At 27.4% G+C, this 21,740-nt stretch carries 19 protein-coding genes and 1 CRISPR repeat array; of the genes, 5 read left to right on the top strand and 14 right to left on the bottom strand.

The window, feature by feature from the left end:
- Positions 1-45: 45 nt before the first annotated feature.
- Entirely contained in the window at positions 46-1,653 is a 1,608-nt protein-coding gene (locus EYR00_RS06370; RefSeq protein WP_003538020.1) for a DEAD/DEAH box helicase, read from the bottom strand.
- A gap of 181 nt (positions 1,654-1,834) precedes the next feature.
- Here EYR00_RS06370 and EYR00_RS06365 point away from each other — a divergent pair, with 181 nt between their 5' ends.
- Positions 1,835-2,212, top strand: a complete 378-nt coding sequence (locus EYR00_RS06365) for a PH domain-containing protein (RefSeq protein ID WP_008793031.1) — start codon at positions 1,835-1,837, stop codon at positions 2,210-2,212.
- Positions 2,213-2,255: 43 nt separating this feature from the next.
- Here the strand turns inward: EYR00_RS06365 and EYR00_RS06360 are convergent, their stop codons facing one another.
- The 13 genes from EYR00_RS06360 to EYR00_RS06300 form a co-directional block, all read right to left on the bottom strand.
- Positions 2,256-3,080, bottom strand: coding sequence for a hypothetical protein (locus EYR00_RS06360; protein ID WP_008793030.1), 825 nt, complete (start codon positions 3,078-3,080; stop codon positions 2,256-2,258).
- Positions 3,081-3,231: 151 nt separating this feature from the next.
- A CRISPR array of direct repeats spans positions 3,232-4,242; the repeat unit is 30 nt; unit sequence ATTTCAATACATCTTATGTTGTTATTAAAC.
- Between the two features lie 174 nt (positions 4,243-4,416).
- A complete protein-coding gene (cas2, locus tag EYR00_RS06355; protein WP_003538016.1) occupies positions 4,417-4,704 on the bottom strand; it encodes a CRISPR-associated endonuclease Cas2 in 288 nt (95 codons plus the stop codon).
- A complete protein-coding gene (cas1b, locus tag EYR00_RS06350) occupies positions 4,704-5,702 on the bottom strand; it encodes a type I-B CRISPR-associated endonuclease Cas1b (RefSeq protein WP_040434354.1) in 999 nt (332 codons plus the stop codon). Before cas1b ends, cas2 begins: the two co-directional genes overlap by 1 nt.
- Before the next feature lie 11 nt (positions 5,703-5,713).
- On the bottom strand, positions 5,714-6,208 hold the full coding sequence (locus EYR00_RS06345) for a CRISPR-associated protein Cas4 (protein ID WP_040434352.1): 495 nt from the start codon (positions 6,206-6,208) through the stop codon (positions 5,714-5,716).
- Positions 6,209-6,218: 10 nt separating this feature from the next.
- Positions 6,219-8,726, bottom strand: coding sequence for a CRISPR-associated helicase/endonuclease Cas3 (locus EYR00_RS06340; protein WP_003538012.1), 2,508 nt, complete (start codon positions 8,724-8,726; stop codon positions 6,219-6,221).
- 37 nt (positions 8,727-8,763) lie between these two features.
- Positions 8,764-9,462 (bottom strand): type I-B CRISPR-associated protein Cas5b, encoded by a 699-nt coding sequence (gene cas5b / locus EYR00_RS06335; protein ID WP_003538011.1) that lies wholly within the window; start codon positions 9,460-9,462, stop codon positions 8,764-8,766.
- Positions 9,463-9,464: 2 nt separating this feature from the next.
- Positions 9,465-10,382: a type I CRISPR-associated protein Cas7 gene (locus tag EYR00_RS06330; RefSeq protein ID WP_040434349.1), complete on the bottom strand. Its 918-nt coding sequence runs from the start codon at positions 10,380-10,382 to the stop codon at positions 9,465-9,467.
- Positions 10,375-12,105, bottom strand: a complete 1,731-nt coding sequence (locus EYR00_RS06325) for a hypothetical protein (protein WP_040434347.1) — start codon at positions 12,103-12,105, stop codon at positions 10,375-10,377. The genes EYR00_RS06330 and EYR00_RS06325 overlap by 8 nt, the downstream gene beginning before the upstream one ends.
- A 14-nt stretch (positions 12,106-12,119) precedes the next feature.
- Positions 12,120-12,812: a CRISPR-associated endoribonuclease Cas6 gene (gene cas6 / locus EYR00_RS06320; protein ID WP_040434346.1), complete on the bottom strand. Its 693-nt coding sequence runs from the start codon at positions 12,810-12,812 to the stop codon at positions 12,120-12,122.
- A 443-nt stretch (positions 12,813-13,255) separates the two neighbouring features.
- Positions 13,256-15,976, bottom strand: a complete 2,721-nt coding sequence (mngB, locus tag EYR00_RS06315; RefSeq protein WP_003538004.1) for a mannosylglycerate hydrolase — start codon at positions 15,974-15,976, stop codon at positions 13,256-13,258.
- Positions 15,977-16,021: 45 nt separating this feature from the next.
- Entirely contained in the window at positions 16,022-17,119 is a 1,098-nt protein-coding gene (locus EYR00_RS06310; RefSeq protein ID WP_008793022.1) for a PTS fructose transporter subunit IIC, read from the bottom strand.
- Positions 17,120-17,221: 102 nt separating this feature from the next.
- The gene (locus EYR00_RS06305) at positions 17,222-17,533 is read right to left on the bottom strand and encodes a PTS fructose transporter subunit IIB (RefSeq protein ID WP_003538002.1); all 312 of its coding nucleotides are present in this window, start codon (positions 17,531-17,533) and stop codon (positions 17,222-17,224) included.
- Positions 17,534-17,983, bottom strand: coding sequence for a PTS sugar transporter subunit IIA (locus tag EYR00_RS06300; protein WP_003538001.1), 450 nt, complete (start codon positions 17,981-17,983; stop codon positions 17,534-17,536). It lies immediately after the preceding gene.
- A 195-nt stretch (positions 17,984-18,178) separates the two neighbouring features.
- On the opposite strand from EYR00_RS06300, the gene EYR00_RS06295 reads away from it, so the two are divergent.
- The 4 genes from EYR00_RS06295 (at position 18,179) to EYR00_RS15830 (ending at position 21,729) form a co-directional block, all read left to right on the top strand.
- Entirely contained in the window at positions 18,179-20,113 is a 1,935-nt protein-coding gene (locus tag EYR00_RS06295) for a BglG family transcription antiterminator (RefSeq protein WP_003538000.1), read from the top strand.
- Between the two features lie 223 nt (positions 20,114-20,336).
- Positions 20,337-20,630, top strand: coding sequence for a hypothetical protein (locus EYR00_RS06290; RefSeq protein ID WP_226814621.1), 294 nt, complete (start codon positions 20,337-20,339; stop codon positions 20,628-20,630).
- A 93-nt stretch (positions 20,631-20,723) separates the two neighbouring features.
- On the top strand, positions 20,724-21,128 hold the full coding sequence (locus tag EYR00_RS06285; protein ID WP_003537997.1) for a (deoxy)nucleoside triphosphate pyrophosphohydrolase: 405 nt from the start codon (positions 20,724-20,726) through the stop codon (positions 21,126-21,128).
- Entirely contained in the window at positions 21,112-21,729 is a 618-nt protein-coding gene (locus tag EYR00_RS15830) for a phospholipase D-like domain-containing protein (RefSeq protein ID WP_259394516.1), read from the top strand. Before EYR00_RS06285 ends, EYR00_RS15830 begins: the two co-directional genes overlap by 17 nt.
- Positions 21,730-21,740 lie beyond the last annotated feature (11 nt).

Here is a 21,740-nt window from a genome sequence, read left to right as displayed (position 1 = left end):
CAAAAAAAGATTGTATTTTTAAAACACAATCTTTTCACCAAATATTTATTTTTTATTTGCAATTTCGATTTCAATCTTTCGATTATTAATCTTTTGCTTATTACACTTATCAACAACTTTATTGATTACCTTCTTATTAATATCAACAAATGTAAATTTTCGTTTGATATCAATATCTCCGATATCTTCTTTTCTCACACCTGCTTTAGAAACAAAGAAATTAACAATTTGTGGTGCTTTGACACGATCCATACTACCAGCAGTAATAAAAATTCTTGTATAATCTTTATTATTTCCACGGCCACGTTCACGCCTTTTACCTTCAGAAGCCTCCTGAATCGTATCACGTTTATAATCATATCCTAACTGTTCTTGGAATGTCATATACATTAATGCTGCCGTAAAGTCTGCTAACATTGTTGGATCAATTTCATTTACCAATTGCTTGAACTTCTTATGGTTACCAGCCAAAATTTGATCTTCAACTTTACTTACCAGAGTTCCAATTTTTGCTTCAGAAATTTCTTGCAGAGTTGGAATAGTCGCTTTGGTAATAGAAGATTTTGTTACACGCTCAATTTGACGTAAAAATCCTTTTTCTCTTGGTGTAATAATTGAATAAGCTTGTCCTTCTTTATCAGCTCGACCAGTACGACCAATTCGATGAACATATGATTCAATATCTTGTGGTAATTCATAATTAATTACATGTGTTACATTTTCAACATCAATACCACGAGCAGCTACATCAGTTGCAATTAAAAAATTAATTGTTCCTTTTTTAAATTTTCTCAATGTATTCATACGATGATTTTGTGATAAATCTCCATGCATCGCTTCAACATTATAATTTGCCTGCTGCATTTGTTCAGTTACTTCATCAACACTACGTTTTGTTCTACAAAAAATAATTCCTGTTTGAACATTAGCGACGTCAATTAAACGGCACATTGCTTCAAAACGATCTTTTTGTTTCACTTCGTAATAGAATTGTTTAACAGATGTAGCTGTTGTTTGTTTTGATAATACAGCTACATGTTCAAAATTATCATGCATATAATTTTGAGCAATCTTTTTAATTCCTGCTGGCATTGTTGCTGAAAATAAAATTGTTTGACGATCATCATCAACTTTTTCTAAAATAGTTTCGATATCTTCAACAAAGCCCATATTCAACATTTCATCCGCTTCGTCTAATACTACGAATTTTACGTCGTTTAGTTTCAAAACATTACGACGCATTAAATCCATTACTCGCCCTGGTGTCCCTACGATAATATCGATTCCTTTTTTAATGGTCCGAATTTGTCGCTCTATATCACTACCACCGTATACGCAAGTAATTCGACTTCCATTATATTTACCAATACGTTCCATTTCTTCATGGATTTGCATTGCTAGTTCCCTTGTTGGTGACAAAATGATAGCTTGTGGTAACTTTCTTTGAGATGGAGTTATTTTTGACAACAAAACGCTCCCAAATGCTAAAGTTTTACCGGTACCAGTTTGTGCTTGACCAATTACATCAACTCCTGTCAATAATACAGGAATTGCTTCTTCTTGAATTTTTGACGGTTTAGAAAACCCCATATCTTCAATTGCTTTTAATACTTCATTACTTAATCCTAATTCATTAAATTTGTTTTCAATCATTCTTTATACCTTTCTAGACACTTTGGTGAGTATAGCATAATTACGCGATATATACAAACTTATTTGCATAATTTGTTTTATTTTTTTATTTATAATGAGATTATTTCAATAATCATAGAATTGACTACTCTTTACTGTTATAATCATCATAGATAAAATGTTGTAATTGGAGGAACTTATGATGGAAAATAAAATTATTTGGCAAGATCGTAAACATTTTATGTGGTTTCCAATTAGTTTTACTAAATATGAAATAAAAAATGATCGCCTATATCAAGAGACTGGCCTATTTAGTACTCACTATGACGAATTGCTTTTGTATCGTATTACCGATTTATGTCTACGAAGAAATTTATCACAAAAAATCTTTGGTACTGGAACAGTAATTTTGTACACTAAAGCTGACAGTGAACGTGAAATTCATTTAAAGAATATAAAAAATGCTCGAGAAGTTAAAGATTTAATTTCTAAGTTAGTAGAAGATGCCCGTGATAAAAAGAAAGTTGTTGGTAAAGAGTTCTTTGATGAAAATTTAAATTTTGAAGATCATTCTGAATAAAAACATCATCTTATCGTTAGTATAATAAGACGATGCTTTTTTATTATTCAGTCCAAAATTTATTAGTTGCAATGTCATAACATAAACATGTTTCATGGCTTTCAAATAATGTATCTTCATCACCATCCTTGAACATATGAATGATACGATTTAAAGCGTGATAAAGATATTCAAAATCATTTTGTTTAATTGTTTTATCTTTGTGAAGAATGAAAATATTACGATTAACTCCTTGGTATCCTTTAAAATAAGCTCGATTAGTATCATAAAAAGTTATTAAATATTCTGTATTATCTTCCTTTAAATCATCATTATTGTTATATAAATGAATTTCATATTTATCATCAAGAATATAATAGATGACTTTCGTTGTTAAAAAATCAGCACCATTTTTAAATAAGCGGTAATTATAAATTCCACTAAAACTCATTTCTTTCAACATTTCATAACAGTCAGCCAAAAGACCGTCAATAAACTTTCTTTGACTACTATTTAAATAATATACTTGTTCAGGACGTACTTGTTTGACATTTTTCAACATTTGATTAAACTTCTCTAATATTTTTTTATCAGCTTCAATAATGTAGTCCCAAACGATGATATTAATACTATAAACATTATTACCAGTACCAATAATATAAACTAACTTCTGATCTAATTCTAAAAGATCTGCTAGTTTATTGTTTTTACTATTTTTTCTTGTAACAATAATATCATCATCTTTTTGATATTTATAAGCTCTCGAATCACTTAGCATTAATTTTTCATTAATAATTGAGCTTAATTCATCAAAAGTAATATTTTCCTCAATGTCTAATGTCAATTTAGTATCTTTATATATTATTTTTAATCTATACTTATTTGTCATAATTACCCCACTTCTACTTACTTTTACTTTTATTATAACAAAAAAATATTTTATTAATAGTAATATGAACAAAATAGTCATGTTTTTTCACTTTAATATCTCGTTGTTATTAAACTAAAATGATAGAAGAATTAAGCGCTAAAGAAATGTTATTTCAATACATCTTATGTTGTTATTAAACATGGATCCGGTCAGCTTTATTAAGAAAACTAATGCATTTCAATACATCTTATGTTGTTATTAAACGCGAAAAGCAGATTATTACCTAATTCACCTTGGATATTTCAATACATCTTATGTTGTTATTAAACTGTAAAGGCCCTACTTGACCCAATTGCTAATGTCAATTTCAATACATCTTATGTTGTTATTAAACTTGGAAAAAATGGTATAACTAGCAATAAACGTGAAGGATTTCAATACATCTTATGTTGTTATTAAACTTAGACTCTACTATAGATAACTATAAGTTAATACAATTTCAATACATCTTATGTTGTTATTAAACACCATTGTCAATTGGACGTGTTCAGACACCTACCTATTTCAATACATCTTATGTTGTTATTAAACGCAGTTTTACTGTATCATCATTGCTTCCTTTACCATTTCAATACATCTTATGTTGTTATTAAACATTTGTTACAGTAATATTTTCTTCATAGCCGTCATAATTTCAATACATCTTATGTTGTTATTAAACGTATACTGCTAATCCGAGCGTGTCTTTGTGGTCATATTTCAATACATCTTATGTTGTTATTAAACATCAATGATTACCAAACATTGATTGAAGAATTATCATTTCAATACATCTTATGTTGTTATTAAACTCTGTTGAAATCTATAAATCATGTTCCAGTCTCAGATTTCAATACATCTTATGTTGTTATTAAACCCAATTATCAAATGGAACAACAATTATTGATTCCATATTTCAATACATCTTATGTTGTTATTAAACAGGAGCGATTAGAGATGTATTTCCAACTTTTGGTCAATTTCAATACATCTTATGTTGTTATTAAACCTGCCGCCTTCACCATCTGCTCCAACATTGACAAACATTTCAATACATCTTATGTTGTTATTAAACGCTGGTGGTTTAGTAGGTACCCCTGCATTTATAGGGATTTCAATACATCTTATGTTGTTATTAAACCCTAGTAAATAAGCCATTTTACACTTTCTATTATACCTCAAAACCTATATCTATCAATACTTTTCTACTTTTTTACCAAATGATTTTACTTTTTTATAATTGCTAGTAAAATTCTCTTAAACGCTTACTCTCCCAACAGTTTTAGGACATTAAAAAGAAATTGAGCCTGGTAAATTATATAATTAAACTATCTTCATTTCCCTCTTTTTGACTCCCTAAAATTTCTTCATCAAATGAATCCTCACTCTGTAATTTAATAATACTTACACAATCTTCTTCTTTGTTTATAGCTTTTTTTAGTTCTTTTTTTAATAAAATTAATTTAGAAGGGGTAATAGGACCCTTAAAAATAGAATATTGATAATGAGGAAGATATTTTTTACATATCTTAAATATTTTATTTACTCTTTTTTCCCCAATATCGTAACAGACGATTACATAGTTATGATTTTTTATTTTCATTAATATTTATCCTTTATAGAAAATGGTATAAATAATTTATTTTCAAAAATTGTTTTAATTAATTTATAACCATCATATTTAATAGCTGTTTTATATGTTATCTTTCTCTTTAATTTAGTATGTAAAAATTTAGTTTCCATTCTATTTTCAAAAGCTTCAATAAATATATCCCTACCTTTATCATTTAAAAGACAATAATTAGTTTTCTTATCAAAATGTTTCTCAACCGTTAATCTTTTAGTATTGACTAATTCAAAGATTGTTTTAAAAACAATGATCGGTTTAAATACTTCACTTAAATCTAAAGACAAAGAAAATCTTTGTTCTGTAGGTTCATGTAAAAAAGAAATACTTTGATTTAAGTGAGTTTGATATATCGCTGAAATTGTTTTTGTATAAAGTAAAGTGTTACCAAAAGAAATTAGTGCATTAATTGGATTATCAGGTGGTCTCTTTACTCTTTTGTTCATTATAAAATCTTCAGGTAATATATATATAAACATACTATAAAAACGTTGCCATATTTCTCCTTCAACCGCCATAATCATTTTAATATCTTCTGCTTTTTTTAAACGTTTTGGCACCTCTTTTCTTAACCAGTCTATTGTTTCTTTAACCTCATTTTTACCATGCTTATAATAGTGATATAAAGTTTCATCAATGTTAATTGCAATACCATTAACTATTGCTTTTGCAATATCAATACGATAATTATTAAATGTTTCAACCTGTTTAATCAACAATTTACCACTAGTATATTTATCTTTTGGATAAAAGGTACCACTATAACCCTGATAATAGTTAAAAAAATGAATAATTATATTTTTAGATGAGATAAAATCTAATAATTTAGTATTAAGAGAAATTTCATTTAAACAATATATCTCTTTTATATTTTCTACTGGTAAATATATATTCTTACCACTTTTTCTAAAACAAAGCGAATCATCTTTACGTTTTAAATCTCCCATACTAGTTATGTATTTAGTACTTTTCATTACAACACCTCCTATATATAACAATATGCATAATATGCACATTTTTTACATTTATTTTCATTTAAAACTGGTGGTATTTGATCATTTTCTAATAATTCTTTAATTTTAATAACAATTTTATCTAATTCTTTTTCTTCAATTTCTGTTAGCTCCACTTCAATAAAAGATTTATTTTGTTTATTCTTTTCAATTACTTCTATTCGTCCTTTTCGTATTATTCCTTTTGACTTTAAAATTTTAAGATAATATAATAGTTGCCACTTTGCTGCAACTAAATCAGCATCAGACTTTTTTGTTTCAGTTAAATATTTTGCAGTTAATTTATCTAACCTAATATTATCAATTGCAATCTCTGAATTCTTATCATCTTTATACTTTTCTTCATGCAATGCTTTACCAATCTTCACATTTTCACTTTCATCCTCTAAATTAAGTCGATTACCATGAAGATAACATTGCCTTTGACAATGAAAATAATAGTTTATTAATGTTCCATTTACTTCCATATTCTTACCTCTATATAAATAACTCATCCTCAGTTTCAAAAAGGGCTGTATTTAATTTACCATCTAAAATATAATCATCACCATTTTCAATATAATAAATATCTCCAACCTGCTCTTTAAAATCAAATTGATTTTTTTTAATAACTTGATACATAAAATAATTCATCATACTTTTAACCACTGACAACTCATATACTTTTTTAGCATAATCCATTTCATTATTTTTCAATAAATCTACATACTGATTCCAAATATCTTTACCATCAAATTCTTCCCCATCAATATTAATTACCGTTCTTCCTAAAAATATCGTTACTCGATCTCTAGTATCTAATATCAATTCCATTCGTTTACTTACTGCCTGATAATCTAAACACGCAACACTTTCTCTAAAAAAATTGGGAACATTTTTTTCTTCAGGCTTTTTAGCTCTATTTGCTAGAGTCTTAAGAAGTTTTTGGTAATAATAATTAAAGTTCTTTTTTAACAATACTTTTTTCATATCATCATTAAACAATGTTAAATTTTTCTGTGCAACACGTTCATCCCCCTTATAAATATTGGTTGCCTTATTTAAATTAAAGAAATATACTATTCCTTTTCCATCTTCTTTACATGAGCGATTTATTCTTCCCATAAACTGTTCTTCACTATCAAGTTTAGATATATCTTTATAACCGATATCCATATCAATATCGACACCGGCTTCAATTACCTGGGTTGCTACTAAAATAAGATGTTTTGAAGTTTTAACAGTACTAATGATTTTTTCTCTTTCTAATACACTATCAAAACCACTAATAAATAAAACTTCACAATCTAATTCTATCTCTTTTAATTGACGATAGAACTTTTCTGCACTTTTTCTAACAATAAACTCAATCATTATTTTTTTCTTTAGCTTATTCATCTCTAAAACATGATTTAATAACGCTTCTTCAGTATTTTCTACATTTATTAGACTATAATCTGTTTTTACTCGATCTTTAAAAATTGGATTTAAAAAATATTCTTGAGGATTTGTTATTAATGAAACTGAATTACTACGATCATCTGTAAGTAATTCTAAATCTGGTAATGTTGCTGACATGATAATTATTTTTAGATTAAGAATTTGAGCAAACTCTTTTAAGAAGATGATCATCTCATTCCATATTTCAATTCGATAATTTTGGATTTCATCTAAAACTATTACCGAATTTGCATATTGACATAGACCAAACGCTGATTCTCGGTTATTTCCAAAGAAAGTATCAAACAGACCTACGTGGGTCGTTAGAATAATTGGATATGTTAGAAATTGACGGTCTAATAATGCTTTTTGATATTCATCCGAAAAGTTTTCATCTTCATCCTTTTTTAATGGAGTTGTAGAATTAACGACAGCAATATTATTCATAGCCTTACTATTACCAAAAATTTTATTTAACGATGCTAGATTTTGTTCTACTAATGTATTAAAAGGATATACATATATTATCTTATTTAAACTATCATCATTTTCAATTAAACGTAAACTAAGATTTAATGCTGTGTTACTTTTACCACTCCCGGTTGGAGCTTCTAAATAAAAAATATTTTTATCAATATTTTCTAGTAAATTTCTTTCCGCTTCTAAGAATACTTTTGTTCTTAATGCATTGATTTTTTCTTTACCAATATCATTTTTTCTAATCTTAGTAACTAATTCACTATTATCATATAGTTCAATGATTTCACCAAAATCAGCATCTTTAAGCATTACATTGTTTTTATTATCACCATAAAATTCACTTGTTGCATAATAATCACAAAAAACCAGAAGTGAATATAAGAATCTAACATAAGCATATAGATCTATTTGTATATTCATTTCATATTTCTCTAGCTTTTCAAATATATAATTATACTCATCTGTATTCAATGAATCGAGACTTAATTTCTCAGTAAACTGACTTATAAATTTCTCATCGTTCATCCATTCAATAATTCTTTTTTCCAAAATATCATCACTGTCAAGTTTATCCATAAAATATGTTCTAAAATCATCAATCTTAGCATGATGTCGAGAAATAACAAATGCATTTATATAAACAATCGGTTTTATTAATCCAATATCATTCCTTGATAACCTATTCAATTTATTTAAATAAGTTCCTAAATAGATGTATGCCGATAATTTCGAATGATCAGATTTTAAATTTTTTGGCGGATTTAAATAATTCATTACTGGATTATTCATTTTATTTTTTTGAAAAAACGGATTTATTTTTCCGGTATCATGAAAGGTAATTGTGTTAAAAAATAACTCATTAAACATTTCTTTTCCTTCATTTGATAACCCCTCTCCTAAAGAAATGTTAAAAGATTTTAAAATTGAATCCAATTTCTTTAATTTAAATATCTCTTTTAAATATTTCGTGCATAATTGAATATGTTCATTAATTGTTTCTTGATGATCATCATCTCTATGTCCATAGCACTGATCAATATTAATTATTATTTTTTCTAGCGAAACTAGATATTTATCGATATCCATAATATTCTCCCTTCAATAAAACCCGCTTAATAGCGGGTTAATAAAATACAATGTTTTTATCATTAAAACTATATACTGCACCTTTATCCACATAAAAGTTCGTATGAATAAATGTCATATACTCATACAATCCCGTTTTTTCATTTAATCCAATTGGTAAACTTTCTTGATATTTATAAAAATTAACATATACATCCTCTGCTTTTTTGAAATTTCCTGAAGGAAATAAGCAGTCAAGCGTTTCTTTATCAATATCACGTTTTTGTAAATCAACAATTACAGGATCAGTGATATTAGCTGGATGATCATTTTTACCTAAATAGGGTATAAAAATACATTTTTTGTTTATTATAGCTTTAGCTAATTTATTCGCCTCCTCATTATCCAACAAAACAACAATATCCCAACAAACATTTTCCAGCCATTGTTCTTTTATAATTAAATTACCTCCTTGTTGTTTGGATGCATAACCAACTGAATTGTTATAATATTGAATTTTCTTTGAAAAATAACCCTTTTCATTTTGAGGCAAAATAGATAATTTGATATCTTTTAATTTTTGATAAAACTCTGGTAGTTCAATTGTATTATTATAGCCCTGATAACCTAAAATTGCCCCAAATATTCCTAATAGCGCAACTCTATGAATATTACCAAAAGTAAAATAATACGTATTTACTTCCGGTCGCTTAAAAAAAGCAGTTTTACCACTTAAAGTAAACTTAAGTGCTTGCATATCTACACCTCTTTTTTAGTAATCAAATTATAGATTTTAGCTTTTTCTAAATTAGATTCTAAAACTGTTGTTTCAGGATTATAATAAATTTCAATATTTAAAATATCTTCTAATTCATTTAACATGTTACATTCAATTTTAATTTTATTAATATCTGCTTTTTCAAAACTAATATACTCGCTTAAATTTGGTAAATATGTATCCAATTTAGTTTCCACAAATAAAGCAAATTCATTTTGACATCCTTCTTTAGCGTTTGATGAAAAAGAAGTTGCTGCTACTAAAGCCGTTCTTTTAAAATTTAAATAATCTTCTTCAGTGTAGCCATCTGTGACTCCTAAAGCCACAAGTTCTTTATAAGCACTAGGATTAATTGAAAAAGGATAGAAATAATGTGCTTCATTGATTATTTTTTTAGTCCCTATAGTTGAATTTTTTGCTTCTGCATCTTTTGTATCTCTAAATGGTGATAGTATTTGCATTGTTTCAAGATCACTATCACCATATTTATTAATTCCCTGCCCAAACTGAACAGCACCAGTAATTGAAATATTATTTTTAGCTTCTGCAAATGTTGCTCCAAAGTTTTTAACATCAACAGCAGTCATTAAATTAGTTAATACTTCCTTATTATCTTTACATTTTTTTAAATCATCAACAGCAAATAATTTTTCATATCTCTCTTTTAATGAATTTGGTACTAATGTTATAGTATCATTTTTTTTTGAAAAATTCATAGATTTCATATATAATACCTTTTTACCTTCATTGTCCCACATTTTTCTCATTGGATATTTTAAAGCTTTGTCACTACCAAAAATCGTTCCATCAGATAGACTTCTAGGATAGCCAGAAAAATCAGCATTCCAATTTGCCATTTTTGATGATACTCCAATCACTCCATATACTCTTTTATCCATTTTCGTTTTCTCCCTTTTCATAAATTAAGTTTTCTCCAATATAACCAGCAATCAACATGTTTTGATTTATTTTTTGATCACTCTGATATTCCATAATCATCCCAAACAACATATTGAAACGTGTCTTACCTGTAGATAAAGCATAATTATAATGTAAGTATAAATTTTTCAATTTTGATTTCATAGAATCATCTCTCTTAATAGTTATAAATTGATTAATAAAATCTTGAGTTTTATTCTTAGCTTTGCTCTTTGACTGAAGATAAGCTATTGCTTGTCCAACTGCAAAACTATATTCTAAATCATTTTCTATTTTCATTTGCTGTTGGGAATTTATTTTTGTTCTAATACTTTCTCTTAGATCTTTCATACCATTCTCCTGTTTATTAAAATATTCATTTATAGCAAAATAAAGATTAAATTGTCTTTGAGCCAATTTAATATGTCCCATTTTTATAGAGTGAATCGTTGTTTCTAACGCTGCTTTTGGCAAAATATTTTTAATATTTCCCACTGCCCCTACATGTATCCAAGCAAAAATTGCTTCTCTACACGTAATAAGATTCTTTTTATAAACATCAATATTTTCACCCTTAATACTTATTATACTATCTGGATCCGTAAAATAATTATTAATTAAAAACTTGGAAAACAAGACATCATTAAGTAATTTTTCTACCTCATTTCTTTTATTATACTCTTGATAGTATTCATCATCAAAAGCACCAATCACATTTCGAAAATTAAACATAGGACTTAAATATTCTTTATAATCAGTAACTGTATCTATATACTCTATTTTTAATTCTTTGTCTTTTTTAATTTTAAGATAAAGCCCATTAAATCCCTTTTTTATTTTTTTGGTGTTATCTAAAAAATAAATTCTTTTAGTATCATTCTCATTACTACTAATATAGATATTTGTTTTACCTTTATTAGCATAATTTAATAAATAATCAAAAAACTGTTTTTGTATCAATGCTTCTTCCAAGGAAAGTTTAAATGGAACTTTATGCATTCTTGTCATATTTTTTAAAAATGGTTTGTTAGAATTTAATTGCATATTATAATTTGGTACTCCATACACTGTTTCATTTTCATAAGTGTTATAATCGTTACAGTTAAATATTTTTGTCAAAAGATAACGGTTTCCTTCATTAATATATTGATGATAATCTGCTTCAAAAAAAATCTTTAAATAATCTTTTTCATTATAATCAACACCATCCAAATTATAAATATATTGTTTTAACCACTGCTTATTTTGCAATAATCTTCTTTTATCAACTTCGCTGATATTTTGAGTCACAAAATTATACATCTCTAAATCTTTACCATTATACTTAGCTCTAGGATTACTTAATGCTAAAAAATATTTTTCAGTTGCATCATTAATTTTCTTTTTATTATTCAATTTTTCTTTTTTTACAAAATATGATAAATAGTTATTTGAAAGAATTAATTTATGAGGAAGATCAAAAGTTTTTTGGGTATCTATTACTTGACTTTGATAATCATAAAAACATAATTTTTCATATAGATCATCTTCAGGTTTTTCAATAAAACAATGATCTTTTTTTGAATATTTAATTTTTTCTACATCATAAGTACCATCATCATGTACTAAAACATAATCCCCGTCAGCCAAAATTATTGTATTTAAAACTAAATTTGTATTATCTTTAAGCTCTTGCTTAAAAATTCGTAAACATTCATCAAGCATTATATAACCTCCTTTCAATAATATATGTAATTAACAAATCCAAATCCTCTAGCGTTCATTTCTAACAAACCTGATCCGATTGCTAAAAAAGCTAATTTTTGAGCATTATCATTTTCTGCAATTTCTAATTCAATCATATCCCCTAATAATTTAATTCCTTTATATTTTCTCGATACCGGAACCTTATTTTTAAAATTAATTTGATAATATAATTGAAAATCTTCATTAATTTCTTCACCAGTTATATCTTTGTATTTTTTAATTAAATTAGTTTTTAATCGTTTTTCAAAATCCTCTGTTTTAATGCTGTTTTTCCAGTATCCCTGCTCTGTTTTTAAAATCACTGGTGTAAGTGTATATATTTTTTTGATTAATTTTGGTTTAATTATTTTAACCTCAGCGGTCAGACCTTGAAATTCTTTAGTCCGATTTTTAGCTAAAGTATCATATAAATATTGAGCTAATTGATAATCTAACGTTCTTATTCTAAACATATACGAATTATCTTTTTGATAAACCCCATTTTTAGCTAAAGGATACAAACTATCAAAAGTATAAAACTTATACTGATTAGTCTCATGTATACCTAAAAACATATTATCTTTAACCATTACACTATCAATAAAGTATGCTAAATAAGTCTGTGTTTCTTCAATTTTTATATCTTTCAATAAATATAATTTTATCTTTATTTCATATACATCCATCTCTATACTCTCCATTTTTTTACATATTTTTATTATAATATATATTTATCTCATAAGCAAAAGCGCTTACATTAATAACAACAAAAATTAACTGTTATTATTTTCTAGTAAAAATATTTTTTAATTATGTTTAATACTATATTAAATAGGCGTCTTTTTTAGGATTAATACTAATATTTATAGTATCTATATTTACATTTTTATTTTTTGATTAATTTTATTCTCACTTACGCACTTTTCCCCTTTTCATATCTTAATAAAAAAATATATATCAATACTTTTACCATTTTATATTTAAAAATATATTAACTTAGCCCCTTAAAAATCAACTACCTACTATTACTTTTAATCATTGCTCTAATAAAAAATATGTGATTATAATAAAAAAACCTATTAGAATTACAATCATAATGATTGTAATTTTCTATATAGGTTTATTATAATTATTTTATTAATATCGTAATAAATTTACAATGTGATATTGATTTAATTACTACACTATTATCAACAACATCTATTTGCTCAATCTTCTCTTCCTTTAAATTAGTATAATATGCTTCACTTATATCAAAATTAAAAGTTAGTTTATCACCAATATCCTGATGATCTTTACCATTAAATAGACGAATTATATATCCTTCACCATCTTCACTTTTTTTGATTGCACTAACAACTAAGTTATTTTCACTTTCAAATAATGAATTAGTAACTGGTAAAATTTGTTCCTCATCTTCTTGGGCAAAAATCAATCTGCCATTTAAAAAGTCTGCGTATTCATATACTTCAATTGGGGTGTTATATTCTTTGGCTAAAGTATCAATATTAGCATTATTAATATCACAGTTAAAAGTTGTAAATCCTAATTTAAAATCCATTTCTTTTAATAACTGGGCAGCTGGAGTTGCAATGATTCTTTCGCCTGAAGCTCGACCGGGGCGATAAACTAAATTTTCTTTACCCATAAAACCATATGTTCTAAACAATGTTAATCTAATTTGATTTCCTTGCTCACCAATGATTTCATATTCGCGAACCCCTTGGGGAATAACCGCAATTCCTCTATTTTTATCAGCAAGAGCAACATAGCTTTGCGTTGGTTCAATTGATATTGGTGGTTCTTGCCAAGTAGATTGATCATTGACCCAATTAGCTAATTCTTTTGGTTTTTCTGCCTTCTCCTGGTTTCCTAACCCTTCAAGATATAACTCCATTTCTTTATCATAAGTGTTTGGTCGTTTGATCAAACCAAACTGCTGATCAGCATAATTGAATTTAGTCGTCAGCGCACTATCAAATAAGATGCATAAACGATGTGATAATCCTTGATTATCGACATGTACGTTTAGATCAATTATATTTGAACCTTTTCTTAAAACCACTTCTAAAGTTACTGGTAACTTAATACTTGTCTGTTGTTTAGCCCGTTCTTGTAAATCAGCAGGAATATCCATTTTATAATTGATCGTTGTCTTTTGATAAAGACTAGAGCCAGTTATCTGGTAATCAAATTCACTGTTAATAGAAAATATTTCTAAATCCTGACGTGGCGGCGAGTAATTGAAGCTGTCACCATCATCACCATTTTCAACAAGAACAGCTTGATTTTGATAATGATAATCAGCTAGTTTATCATAGATATCAAGACTTCCTTGCTTATTAACTGTAATTTGATAATACTCATTTTCCATGCTTGTTATTTCTTGAAGATCGTCATTAGATTTATCATCCAAATCAATTGTATATTGCACATAACCTAATGCTGGTACATCTCTAGCTTCGATGGCAATCTTTGCTTGATAGACTACACTAGGCAGATAGATATTTTTACTAGGATTTAATCGAATTGTTTGTGATAAAACATAGTCAGTAAGATCTGTTTTTTCAATTACAGTATATTTAACATGATTACCATGATTATCCTTAATTGCAAAATTATCAGCTGGTAAATATGTTTCAAAAATAATTGTATCATTACGTTTTTTTGGTAATGTATTAAATAATGTTAAGGTGATCTCATTATTAGTTTTATTCTTGATTTTAGTTGCAATCAAACGTGAATGTAACTCAACTAAATTAACCGCAATATCCCGAGCTTGTTTATAGCGCATATATACATCTTCATTAGCGTTATCAGAAATACATGATCCAATTGAATCATGAGCTGCATTTTCAAATAACAATTTCCAAATCTCACTAACTGCACTATGAGGATAATCATTACCTAAATGATACGACATTGTTAACATCGGTTCTAAAATATTAGTAACATAATTTTGTACTTGCGTATTTAACACTTTCAAATCACTTCGTGATGAAAAAATCGATTTATGAATCCGCATATGCTTTGCAATTACTAATTCACCACTCACTTCTTCTAAATCAGGTTTTTCACTTTTTACATCTTTAATATAGTCTTCAACACAACTAATAATGTATTCATTATCAGGATCTTTTTCATTTCTTTTCTTAATCAAATCAGGAAGATTTTTACGAATTGGAGCCTGATCAAATCCATTAGGAAAGTAAATATGTTTTGTAGCACTACGGCTACCTGCTTTTTCAAAACATTCTTTTTGCCAAAACTCATCACTTGCTTTATCATCTTCAGGTATATTTCCACCAATATAATAACCAAAAGGAATTTGGGTAGTAAAAACAACACTGCCATCATCACCACGCCAATTATAATCGGTATGTTTGACCATATCATCACTAACGCCTCGCCAAAATAAAGTATCTTCAATTCCAAACTGGCGATATATTTGAGGCATATTACCTGACTGTCCAAATGAATCAGGAACATAACCCACATTCATATACTCTCCGAAAGTTTCACAACACTTCATTCCATAATACATATTTCGAACGATACTTTCACCAGAAATTACTAGTTGATCACTTTGAGTATACCAAGGTCCAATGATTAATTTTTTAGCTTTGACAAGTTTTTTAATTCTTTGTTTATCTTGTGGCATCCATTTAATGTAATCTTCTAATAATGAACCTTGAGCATCGACCATAAAATATTTAAAATCATTATTTGTCTCTAATGTATCTAAAACGTCTTTAAGATCTTTCATTAAATAAACTTTTGATCTTGAAGTTGTAAAATACCATTCTCGATCCCAATGTGAATGAGGGATCACATGTACTTTTCTTTTCATATTAACTCCTTTAATTTAATAGGAAGATTTTCATCTTCCTATTTTTTATTCAATTACTATTTCAATATCATCAACTGATATTGTCTCTTCTTCATCTTTATCATCATTAAAATCAACAACCATTGGTGCTACAATTGCAATAAATAAAGCTCCAACAATAATTCCAACAAGATAAGCCCAACCACCAGTGATTGAAACAAATCCATACATTCCTCCAACTGGCGGAATATCAGCAGTTGCTCCAAGTAAACAACAGATTCCTGCTCCTAAAGCTCCACCAATCATATTAATAGGAATTAAACGGCTAGCCTTAACTAATGTAAAAGGAATCGCTCCTTCGGTAATACCAATAAATCCCATAACCCAGTTACCTTTACCGGCTTCTTTAAAACTTGGTGAAAAACGATTTTTCTTAATTACAGTAGCAATTGCATATGCTAATGGGGGAATACAAATAGCACAATTAATATATACATTTGGTTGATAAATTCCTTCTGTCATTAAAACATTTCCAGCCATCCATGCTGACTTATTGATTGGTCCACCCATATCTGAAGCAATCATTGCTCCTAAAACTAATGAAAGGATCAATTGGCTAGTTCCACCACTACACATATCTCTTAACCACGATACTAAAGCATCATTAATTGAGGCTAGTGGAGTCGCAAGAATAACTCCCATAATTATAGCAACGGCACCAGTTGCTAAAAATGGTAAAATAACTAACGGCATCATTTGCTGCATTGAATCAGGTAATTTGATATGTTCTTTACCCCATTTTACAATATATCCAGCGATAAACGCAGCAATAACAGCTCCTAAAAAACCGGCTTTTGTATTACTAGCTAATGCCCCACCAATTAAACCAGCTCCAATAGCAGGTTTGTCAGCAATTGAAAAGGCAATGAAACCAGCTAATACAGTATTAACTAAGCCAATACCTGTCCAACCTACCTGCTCTAATAAATATAAGATGTGTAAGAACCCATCTTTTGTTGCATAAGCATCAAGACTATTGATTCCCATCGCTACCCCTATCAATTTTGGAATAGCCACAACTAGTGATGCCCCAATAATTAAAGGTAGCATATAACCAATTCCTGACATTATATGTCCTTTAGCATCTTTTAAAAACTTTTTCATTCGTTTTACCTCTCTTTTCATATTTTATGTTATAATGAGAGTACACACTACTCACTATAGTTTTGTGTATGCAATTTGACTCCGCCAAGTTAAATTGCTTTTTTATTTTTGTGTTGCTTGAACACATTTTTTTATGACCGCCTCCGGAGCTTTGATACAAGTTGTAATATCAATTCTAATTACCGGTTTTCCTTCAAAACGCTCCATTCCTAGAATTTTTTGATCTGATGCTACAATTACAAAAGCTGCTTCTTTAGCCTCTTCCTCAGTAATCTTGTTGACCTGACCCATACTTCCTTGCTGCTCCATTTTTAAATCATAACCTAATTTAGCTCCTGCTTTTTCTAAGGCTTTAGCTGCCATAGGTGTGTGTGCTAATCCCGCAGGACAAGCGGCAATACCAACGATTTTCATTTAATCTACCTCCATATTTTTTAATATATAATCTTTTAGCGCCGATTTATTAGTTGAAGATTTTACCGTATTCTTAAACTCATCTTCTAATAAACAAGTAGCTAATTTAGATATCATCTGTAAATGAAGATTTCCTTCATTTTGTTCAGGAACTAACAATGAAAATAAATAATTCACTTTTTTATCATCCATAGTTCCCCACTCAATTGCTTCATCAGTTCTTAAATATAAAATTGCAGCCTTTTTGACATGGTTACTACGTGCATGTGGAATTGCGAATCCATCTTGCAATCCTGTTGGAAATTCTGCTTCACGTTTTATTAAATCTTCAAGCAGTCCTTCTCGATTGTCACAAATATTATATTCATGGGCTTTGTCTGCAATAAACCCTAATAATTGATTTTTATTCGTCACTTTCACATCCAAAAATATATAATCTTCATTAAGCATTCCGTTACTACCTCCTTGCTACAACTATAGTCTATCTCGAATCTAAATTTATTTCAATCAATGCTATTTCCACTTATTAACGGAAACTTTTACTTTATAAACATCAAGATTTCCATTTTATTTTGGAAATAATTTATTTGCATAAAAAAACAATTATCTATACAATATAGACATAATAAGGAAGGAATCGTGATAATGATGTTTCCATACAATCGTTTAAATGAAATATTTGACTATGTCAGACAAGATAATATAGTATCTGCAAGTCAGTTATCAGTTCTATTAAACATCACAGATAGAACGATCCGTAGTGATATTCAGGCAATTAATGAAATTCTTGAAAAAAATGGAGCAAAAATAAAATTAAAAAGAAAAGCTGGATATTATATTGAGATCAATGATCAAGAAAAATATAATACTTTTTTATGCTCAATAAAACAAACAAGAACTAGTAATTTAGAATTAGACAGTTCTCAAGATCGGATTAAATATTTATTAAATTTATTATTATATAGTGATGAATATATGAGTCTAGATGATTTGGCTGATAATATCTATGTGAGTAAAAATACGTTACAAAACTATATTAAAACTTTAAAAGCTATTTTTTCAAAATATAATCTTGAATATATCTCAAAAACTAATGTCGGGGTCAAAATAATTGGTAATGAAGATGATAAACGCAAATGTCTAGTTGAAAATGTTTTATCGTACAACTTTCAAAACTATGTTACCGGCTTTACAAAAGATGAATATACTCTTTTTGAGGGAATTGATCTAGATCTTCTTAAACAAATTATCTCTAATAAATTAAAAAATGCACATATAAAAACAAATGATTTTAATTTTAAAAACCTAATCATCCATTTTGCTTTAATGATCTCAAGAATTCAATTTGACTGTTATATCAATACGAACAATACTATTAAAATTGATGATAATTATACTGATTTTATTGATGATATTGCAAATGAAATTGAGTATACTTTTAATATTACGATTAGTGAAGGTGAAAAAAAATATATTTATTCACATTTAGTAGCCAATACACAATTAAACGACTTAGTCGATAATGATAATAAAATCAAGGAGTTAGTAGAAGAATTATTGAATAATATATATTTTGATTATAATTTTGATTTGCGTAATGATGAAATTTTGTCACATGACCTCTTTTTACATTTTAAATCTATCTTAAATACTAAATCATTTGCGTTAAATAAACGAAATCCATTATTAAATACCATTAAAACTAATTTTCCTTTAGCATTTGATATTACTTTAACGTGTACCGCAAAAATCTTTAATAAGCCACCCTATATTTTAACTGAAGATGAAGTTGGTTATGTTTCTTTGCATATCGGAGCTGCGATTGAGCGTTGTTTTTCAGGAAGCCTTCAAAACAAAAGTGTTATTTTAGTCTGTGGTTCTGGTCAAGCTACAACAAGAATGTTAGAAGCTAGATTAAATGTTTTCTTTAAAGATAAGATAACAATTGTTCGTAAAGCTTCATATAACGAATTTATTAATTATACAAAAAGAGAATTATTGAATATTGACTTTGTTATTTCTACAATACCATTAAAGAGTGAACATATTCCTACCATTACTGTTGACTTTGCTTTAAATAATCAAGATATCGAAGCAATCTCTAAATTTCTAACATCAATTTCTTTAAATAAAATGAAGAAATCAAATAAATTTTTTGATAAAAACCTCTTTATTCATTTAGATGGAATAGACTCTAAAGAATCTTTATTAAAACAAATGTGTCAATTAATGGAAAAACAAAATATTGTTGATAGCAATTATTTTGATTGTGTTATGGAACGTGAAAATTTAGCAAAAACTAATATGAATGAAGTATTTGCATTACCACATCCTATGCGCCTATGTGCTAAAGATACTAAAGTTGCTGTTGCTATCATCGATAAACCATTAACCTGGTATCAACAAGATACGGTTCAGATTATCTTTTTACTAGCAATAAAACAAGGTGACCAACAAGACATTGAGCACCTTTATGATATCTTTATTGAAATTGTTAATAATGCTAAGTTACAGCAAAGTATTATTCATAGTTATAATTATGATAGTTTTATTAATAATTTATTAGAGAATATGGAGTAATCTTATTAAGACTCAAACATCGACCTATTTTGGTGTTTGAGTTTTTTATTTATAAAATCTTTTGCATTTCCTCAATTAAAACTTTACGGGTTGGATATTTATCAACTATTTGTATAAAAATACTATTACGTTAAAACGTAACAACTCTATTGCAACACTATTTTTTAATAAAAATTGTAATAACATATATCATTTATTAAAAACTTTTCCTGATAATGAAATTATGGAACTCGATGAAGAGCTGTTAAAAAGTTTAGGTAATAAAATATGGGAATTTGATGGTGTTTATAAAAATTGGAACACATATAACGAACTTATTGATAAAATTCCTTATACAAATCACCACACAAATATTGTTTTTAGTATATTTAATATTAATAAAGATTTTTCATTATTAGAAATAGTAGACTTTTTTAAATCACTGGAACAAAAAGGTTACAATAATGAAAACATGTATTTTATCATTAGTTTATGTAATGATAACATTAATAAGTATGCTTTATTATACACTATCTAAATATAAAGAAAGTACACATATTAATATTTTATATCTCTTTTCTTTAAATAAAATCCTATTGTTGATATAATAGCTTCTAGGAGTGTGAATTAAATGAAAACAGTAAAAGTAGTAGCTGCGATTATAAAAAAAGATAACAAAATACTAATTGCCAGTAGAAAAAAAGGGGAGTTTGCTGGCATGTTTGAATTTCCTGGAGGAAAAATTGAACCTGGAGAATCTGGAGAACAAGCTCTTATTAGAGAAATTCAAGAAGAACTAGAAACAACAATTATTATTGAAGAATTTTTTATGAATGTGAATTATAAATATCCAACATTTATCTTAGATATGGATTGCTATTTATGTACTTTAAAAGATAATCATATTAAACTAAATGACCATAACAGTATAAGATGGATTTCATTAGATGAACAAAATATTAATTGGATTCCCGCCGACATACAAATATTTGATACATTAAAAAAACGAGGAATTTTACATGACACTAACAATTGATTATCATAAAAATTTAAATGCGCTAAATACAGTTGATAAAACATACCAACCCCAATTGTTGTTTAATGATTATAAACAAGGTATGAAACTATCTCATGAACTTGTACAACAACTAAACTCTTGTGATAGTTTTGAATTATCAATTGCCTTTATCAGCATGTCAGGACTTGCAACAATCAAACAAACTTTATTAGATTTGGAAGAAAAGAATATTCCTGGAAAAATAATTACTTCCACGTATCTAGGATTTAATGAGCCCCGTACGTTTCAAGAATTACTTAAATTTAAAAATTTAGATGTTAGAATTTATGATGATGAAAAGGCTGGTTTTCATCCAAAAGGATATATTTTCAAAAAGGAAAATACTTTTAATATTATTGTAGGAAGTTCAAATTTAACCCAATCTGCTTTATCAATAAACCAAGAATGGAACTTAAAGTTTTCATCGACCAATAATACAAATATTGTTGAACAAATAAAAAAAGAATTTAATCAACAATGGGAAAACTCTATTTCTTTAACAAATGATTGGATTGAAGAATATAAAAAAAATTATGTTAAACCTATTAAATCAGTTACTAATATTATAAAAAAGAAATAAAACCTAATAAA

This window comes from Thomasclavelia ramosa DSM 1402 (assembly GCF_014131695.1).
GTDB classification, from domain to species: domain Bacteria; phylum Bacillota_I; class Bacilli_A; order Erysipelotrichales; family Coprobacillaceae; genus Thomasclavelia; species Thomasclavelia ramosa.
The sequence above is the reverse complement of the archived record's forward strand: the minus strand, read 5'-3'. Positions and strand labels throughout refer to the sequence as shown.

Excerpts from the sequence above, each read along its gene's own strand:
- EYR00_RS06370 (WP_003538020.1), bottom strand. The coding sequence starts at position 1,653 with ATGATTGAAAACAAATTTAATGAATTAGGATTAAGTAATGAAGTATTA.
- EYR00_RS06365 (WP_008793031.1), top strand. The coding sequence starts at position 1,835 with ATGGAAAATAAAATTATTTGGCAAGATCGTAAACATTTTATGTGGTTT.
- EYR00_RS06360 (WP_008793030.1), bottom strand. The coding sequence starts at position 3,080 with ATGACAAATAAGTATAGATTAAAAATAATATATAAAGATACTAAATTG.
- cas2 (WP_003538016.1), bottom strand. The coding sequence starts at position 4,704 with ATGAAAATAAAAAATCATAACTATGTAATCGTCTGTTACGATATTGGG.
- cas1b (WP_040434354.1), bottom strand. The coding sequence starts at position 5,702 with ATGAAAAGTACTAAATACATAACTAGTATGGGAGATTTAAAACGTAAA.
- EYR00_RS06345 (WP_040434352.1), bottom strand. The coding sequence starts at position 6,208 with ATGGAAGTAAATGGAACATTAATAAACTATTATTTTCATTGTCAAAGG.
- EYR00_RS06340 (WP_003538012.1), bottom strand. The coding sequence starts at position 8,726 with ATGGATATCGATAAATATCTAGTTTCGCTAGAAAAAATAATAATTAAT.
- cas5b (WP_003538011.1), bottom strand. The coding sequence starts at position 9,462 with ATGCAAGCACTTAAGTTTACTTTAAGTGGTAAAACTGCTTTTTTTAAG.
- EYR00_RS06330 (WP_040434349.1), bottom strand. The coding sequence starts at position 10,382 with ATGGATAAAAGAGTATATGGAGTGATTGGAGTATCATCAAAAATGGCA.
- EYR00_RS06325 (WP_040434347.1), bottom strand. The coding sequence starts at position 12,105 with ATGCTTGATGAATGTTTACGAATTTTTAAGCAAGAGCTTAAAGATAAT.
- cas6 (WP_040434346.1), bottom strand. The coding sequence starts at position 12,812 with ATGGATGTATATGAAATAAAGATAAAATTATATTTATTGAAAGATATA.
- mngB (WP_003538004.1), bottom strand. The coding sequence starts at position 15,976 with ATGAAAAGAAAAGTACATGTGATCCCTCATTCACATTGGGATCGAGAA.
- EYR00_RS06310 (WP_008793022.1), bottom strand. The coding sequence starts at position 17,119 with ATGAAAAAGTTTTTAAAAGATGCTAAAGGACATATAATGTCAGGAATT.
- EYR00_RS06305 (WP_003538002.1), bottom strand. The coding sequence starts at position 17,533 with ATGAAAATCGTTGGTATTGCCGCTTGTCCTGCGGGATTAGCACACACA.
- EYR00_RS06300 (WP_003538001.1), bottom strand. The coding sequence starts at position 17,983 with ATGCTTAATGAAGATTATATATTTTTGGATGTGAAAGTGACGAATAAA.
- EYR00_RS06295 (WP_003538000.1), top strand. The coding sequence starts at position 18,179 with ATGATGTTTCCATACAATCGTTTAAATGAAATATTTGACTATGTCAGA.
- EYR00_RS06290 (WP_226814621.1), top strand. The coding sequence starts at position 20,337 with ATGGAACTCGATGAAGAGCTGTTAAAAAGTTTAGGTAATAAAATATGG.
- EYR00_RS06285 (WP_003537997.1), top strand. The coding sequence starts at position 20,724 with ATGAAAACAGTAAAAGTAGTAGCTGCGATTATAAAAAAAGATAACAAA.
- EYR00_RS15830 (WP_259394516.1), top strand. The coding sequence starts at position 21,112 with ATGACACTAACAATTGATTATCATAAAAATTTAAATGCGCTAAATACA.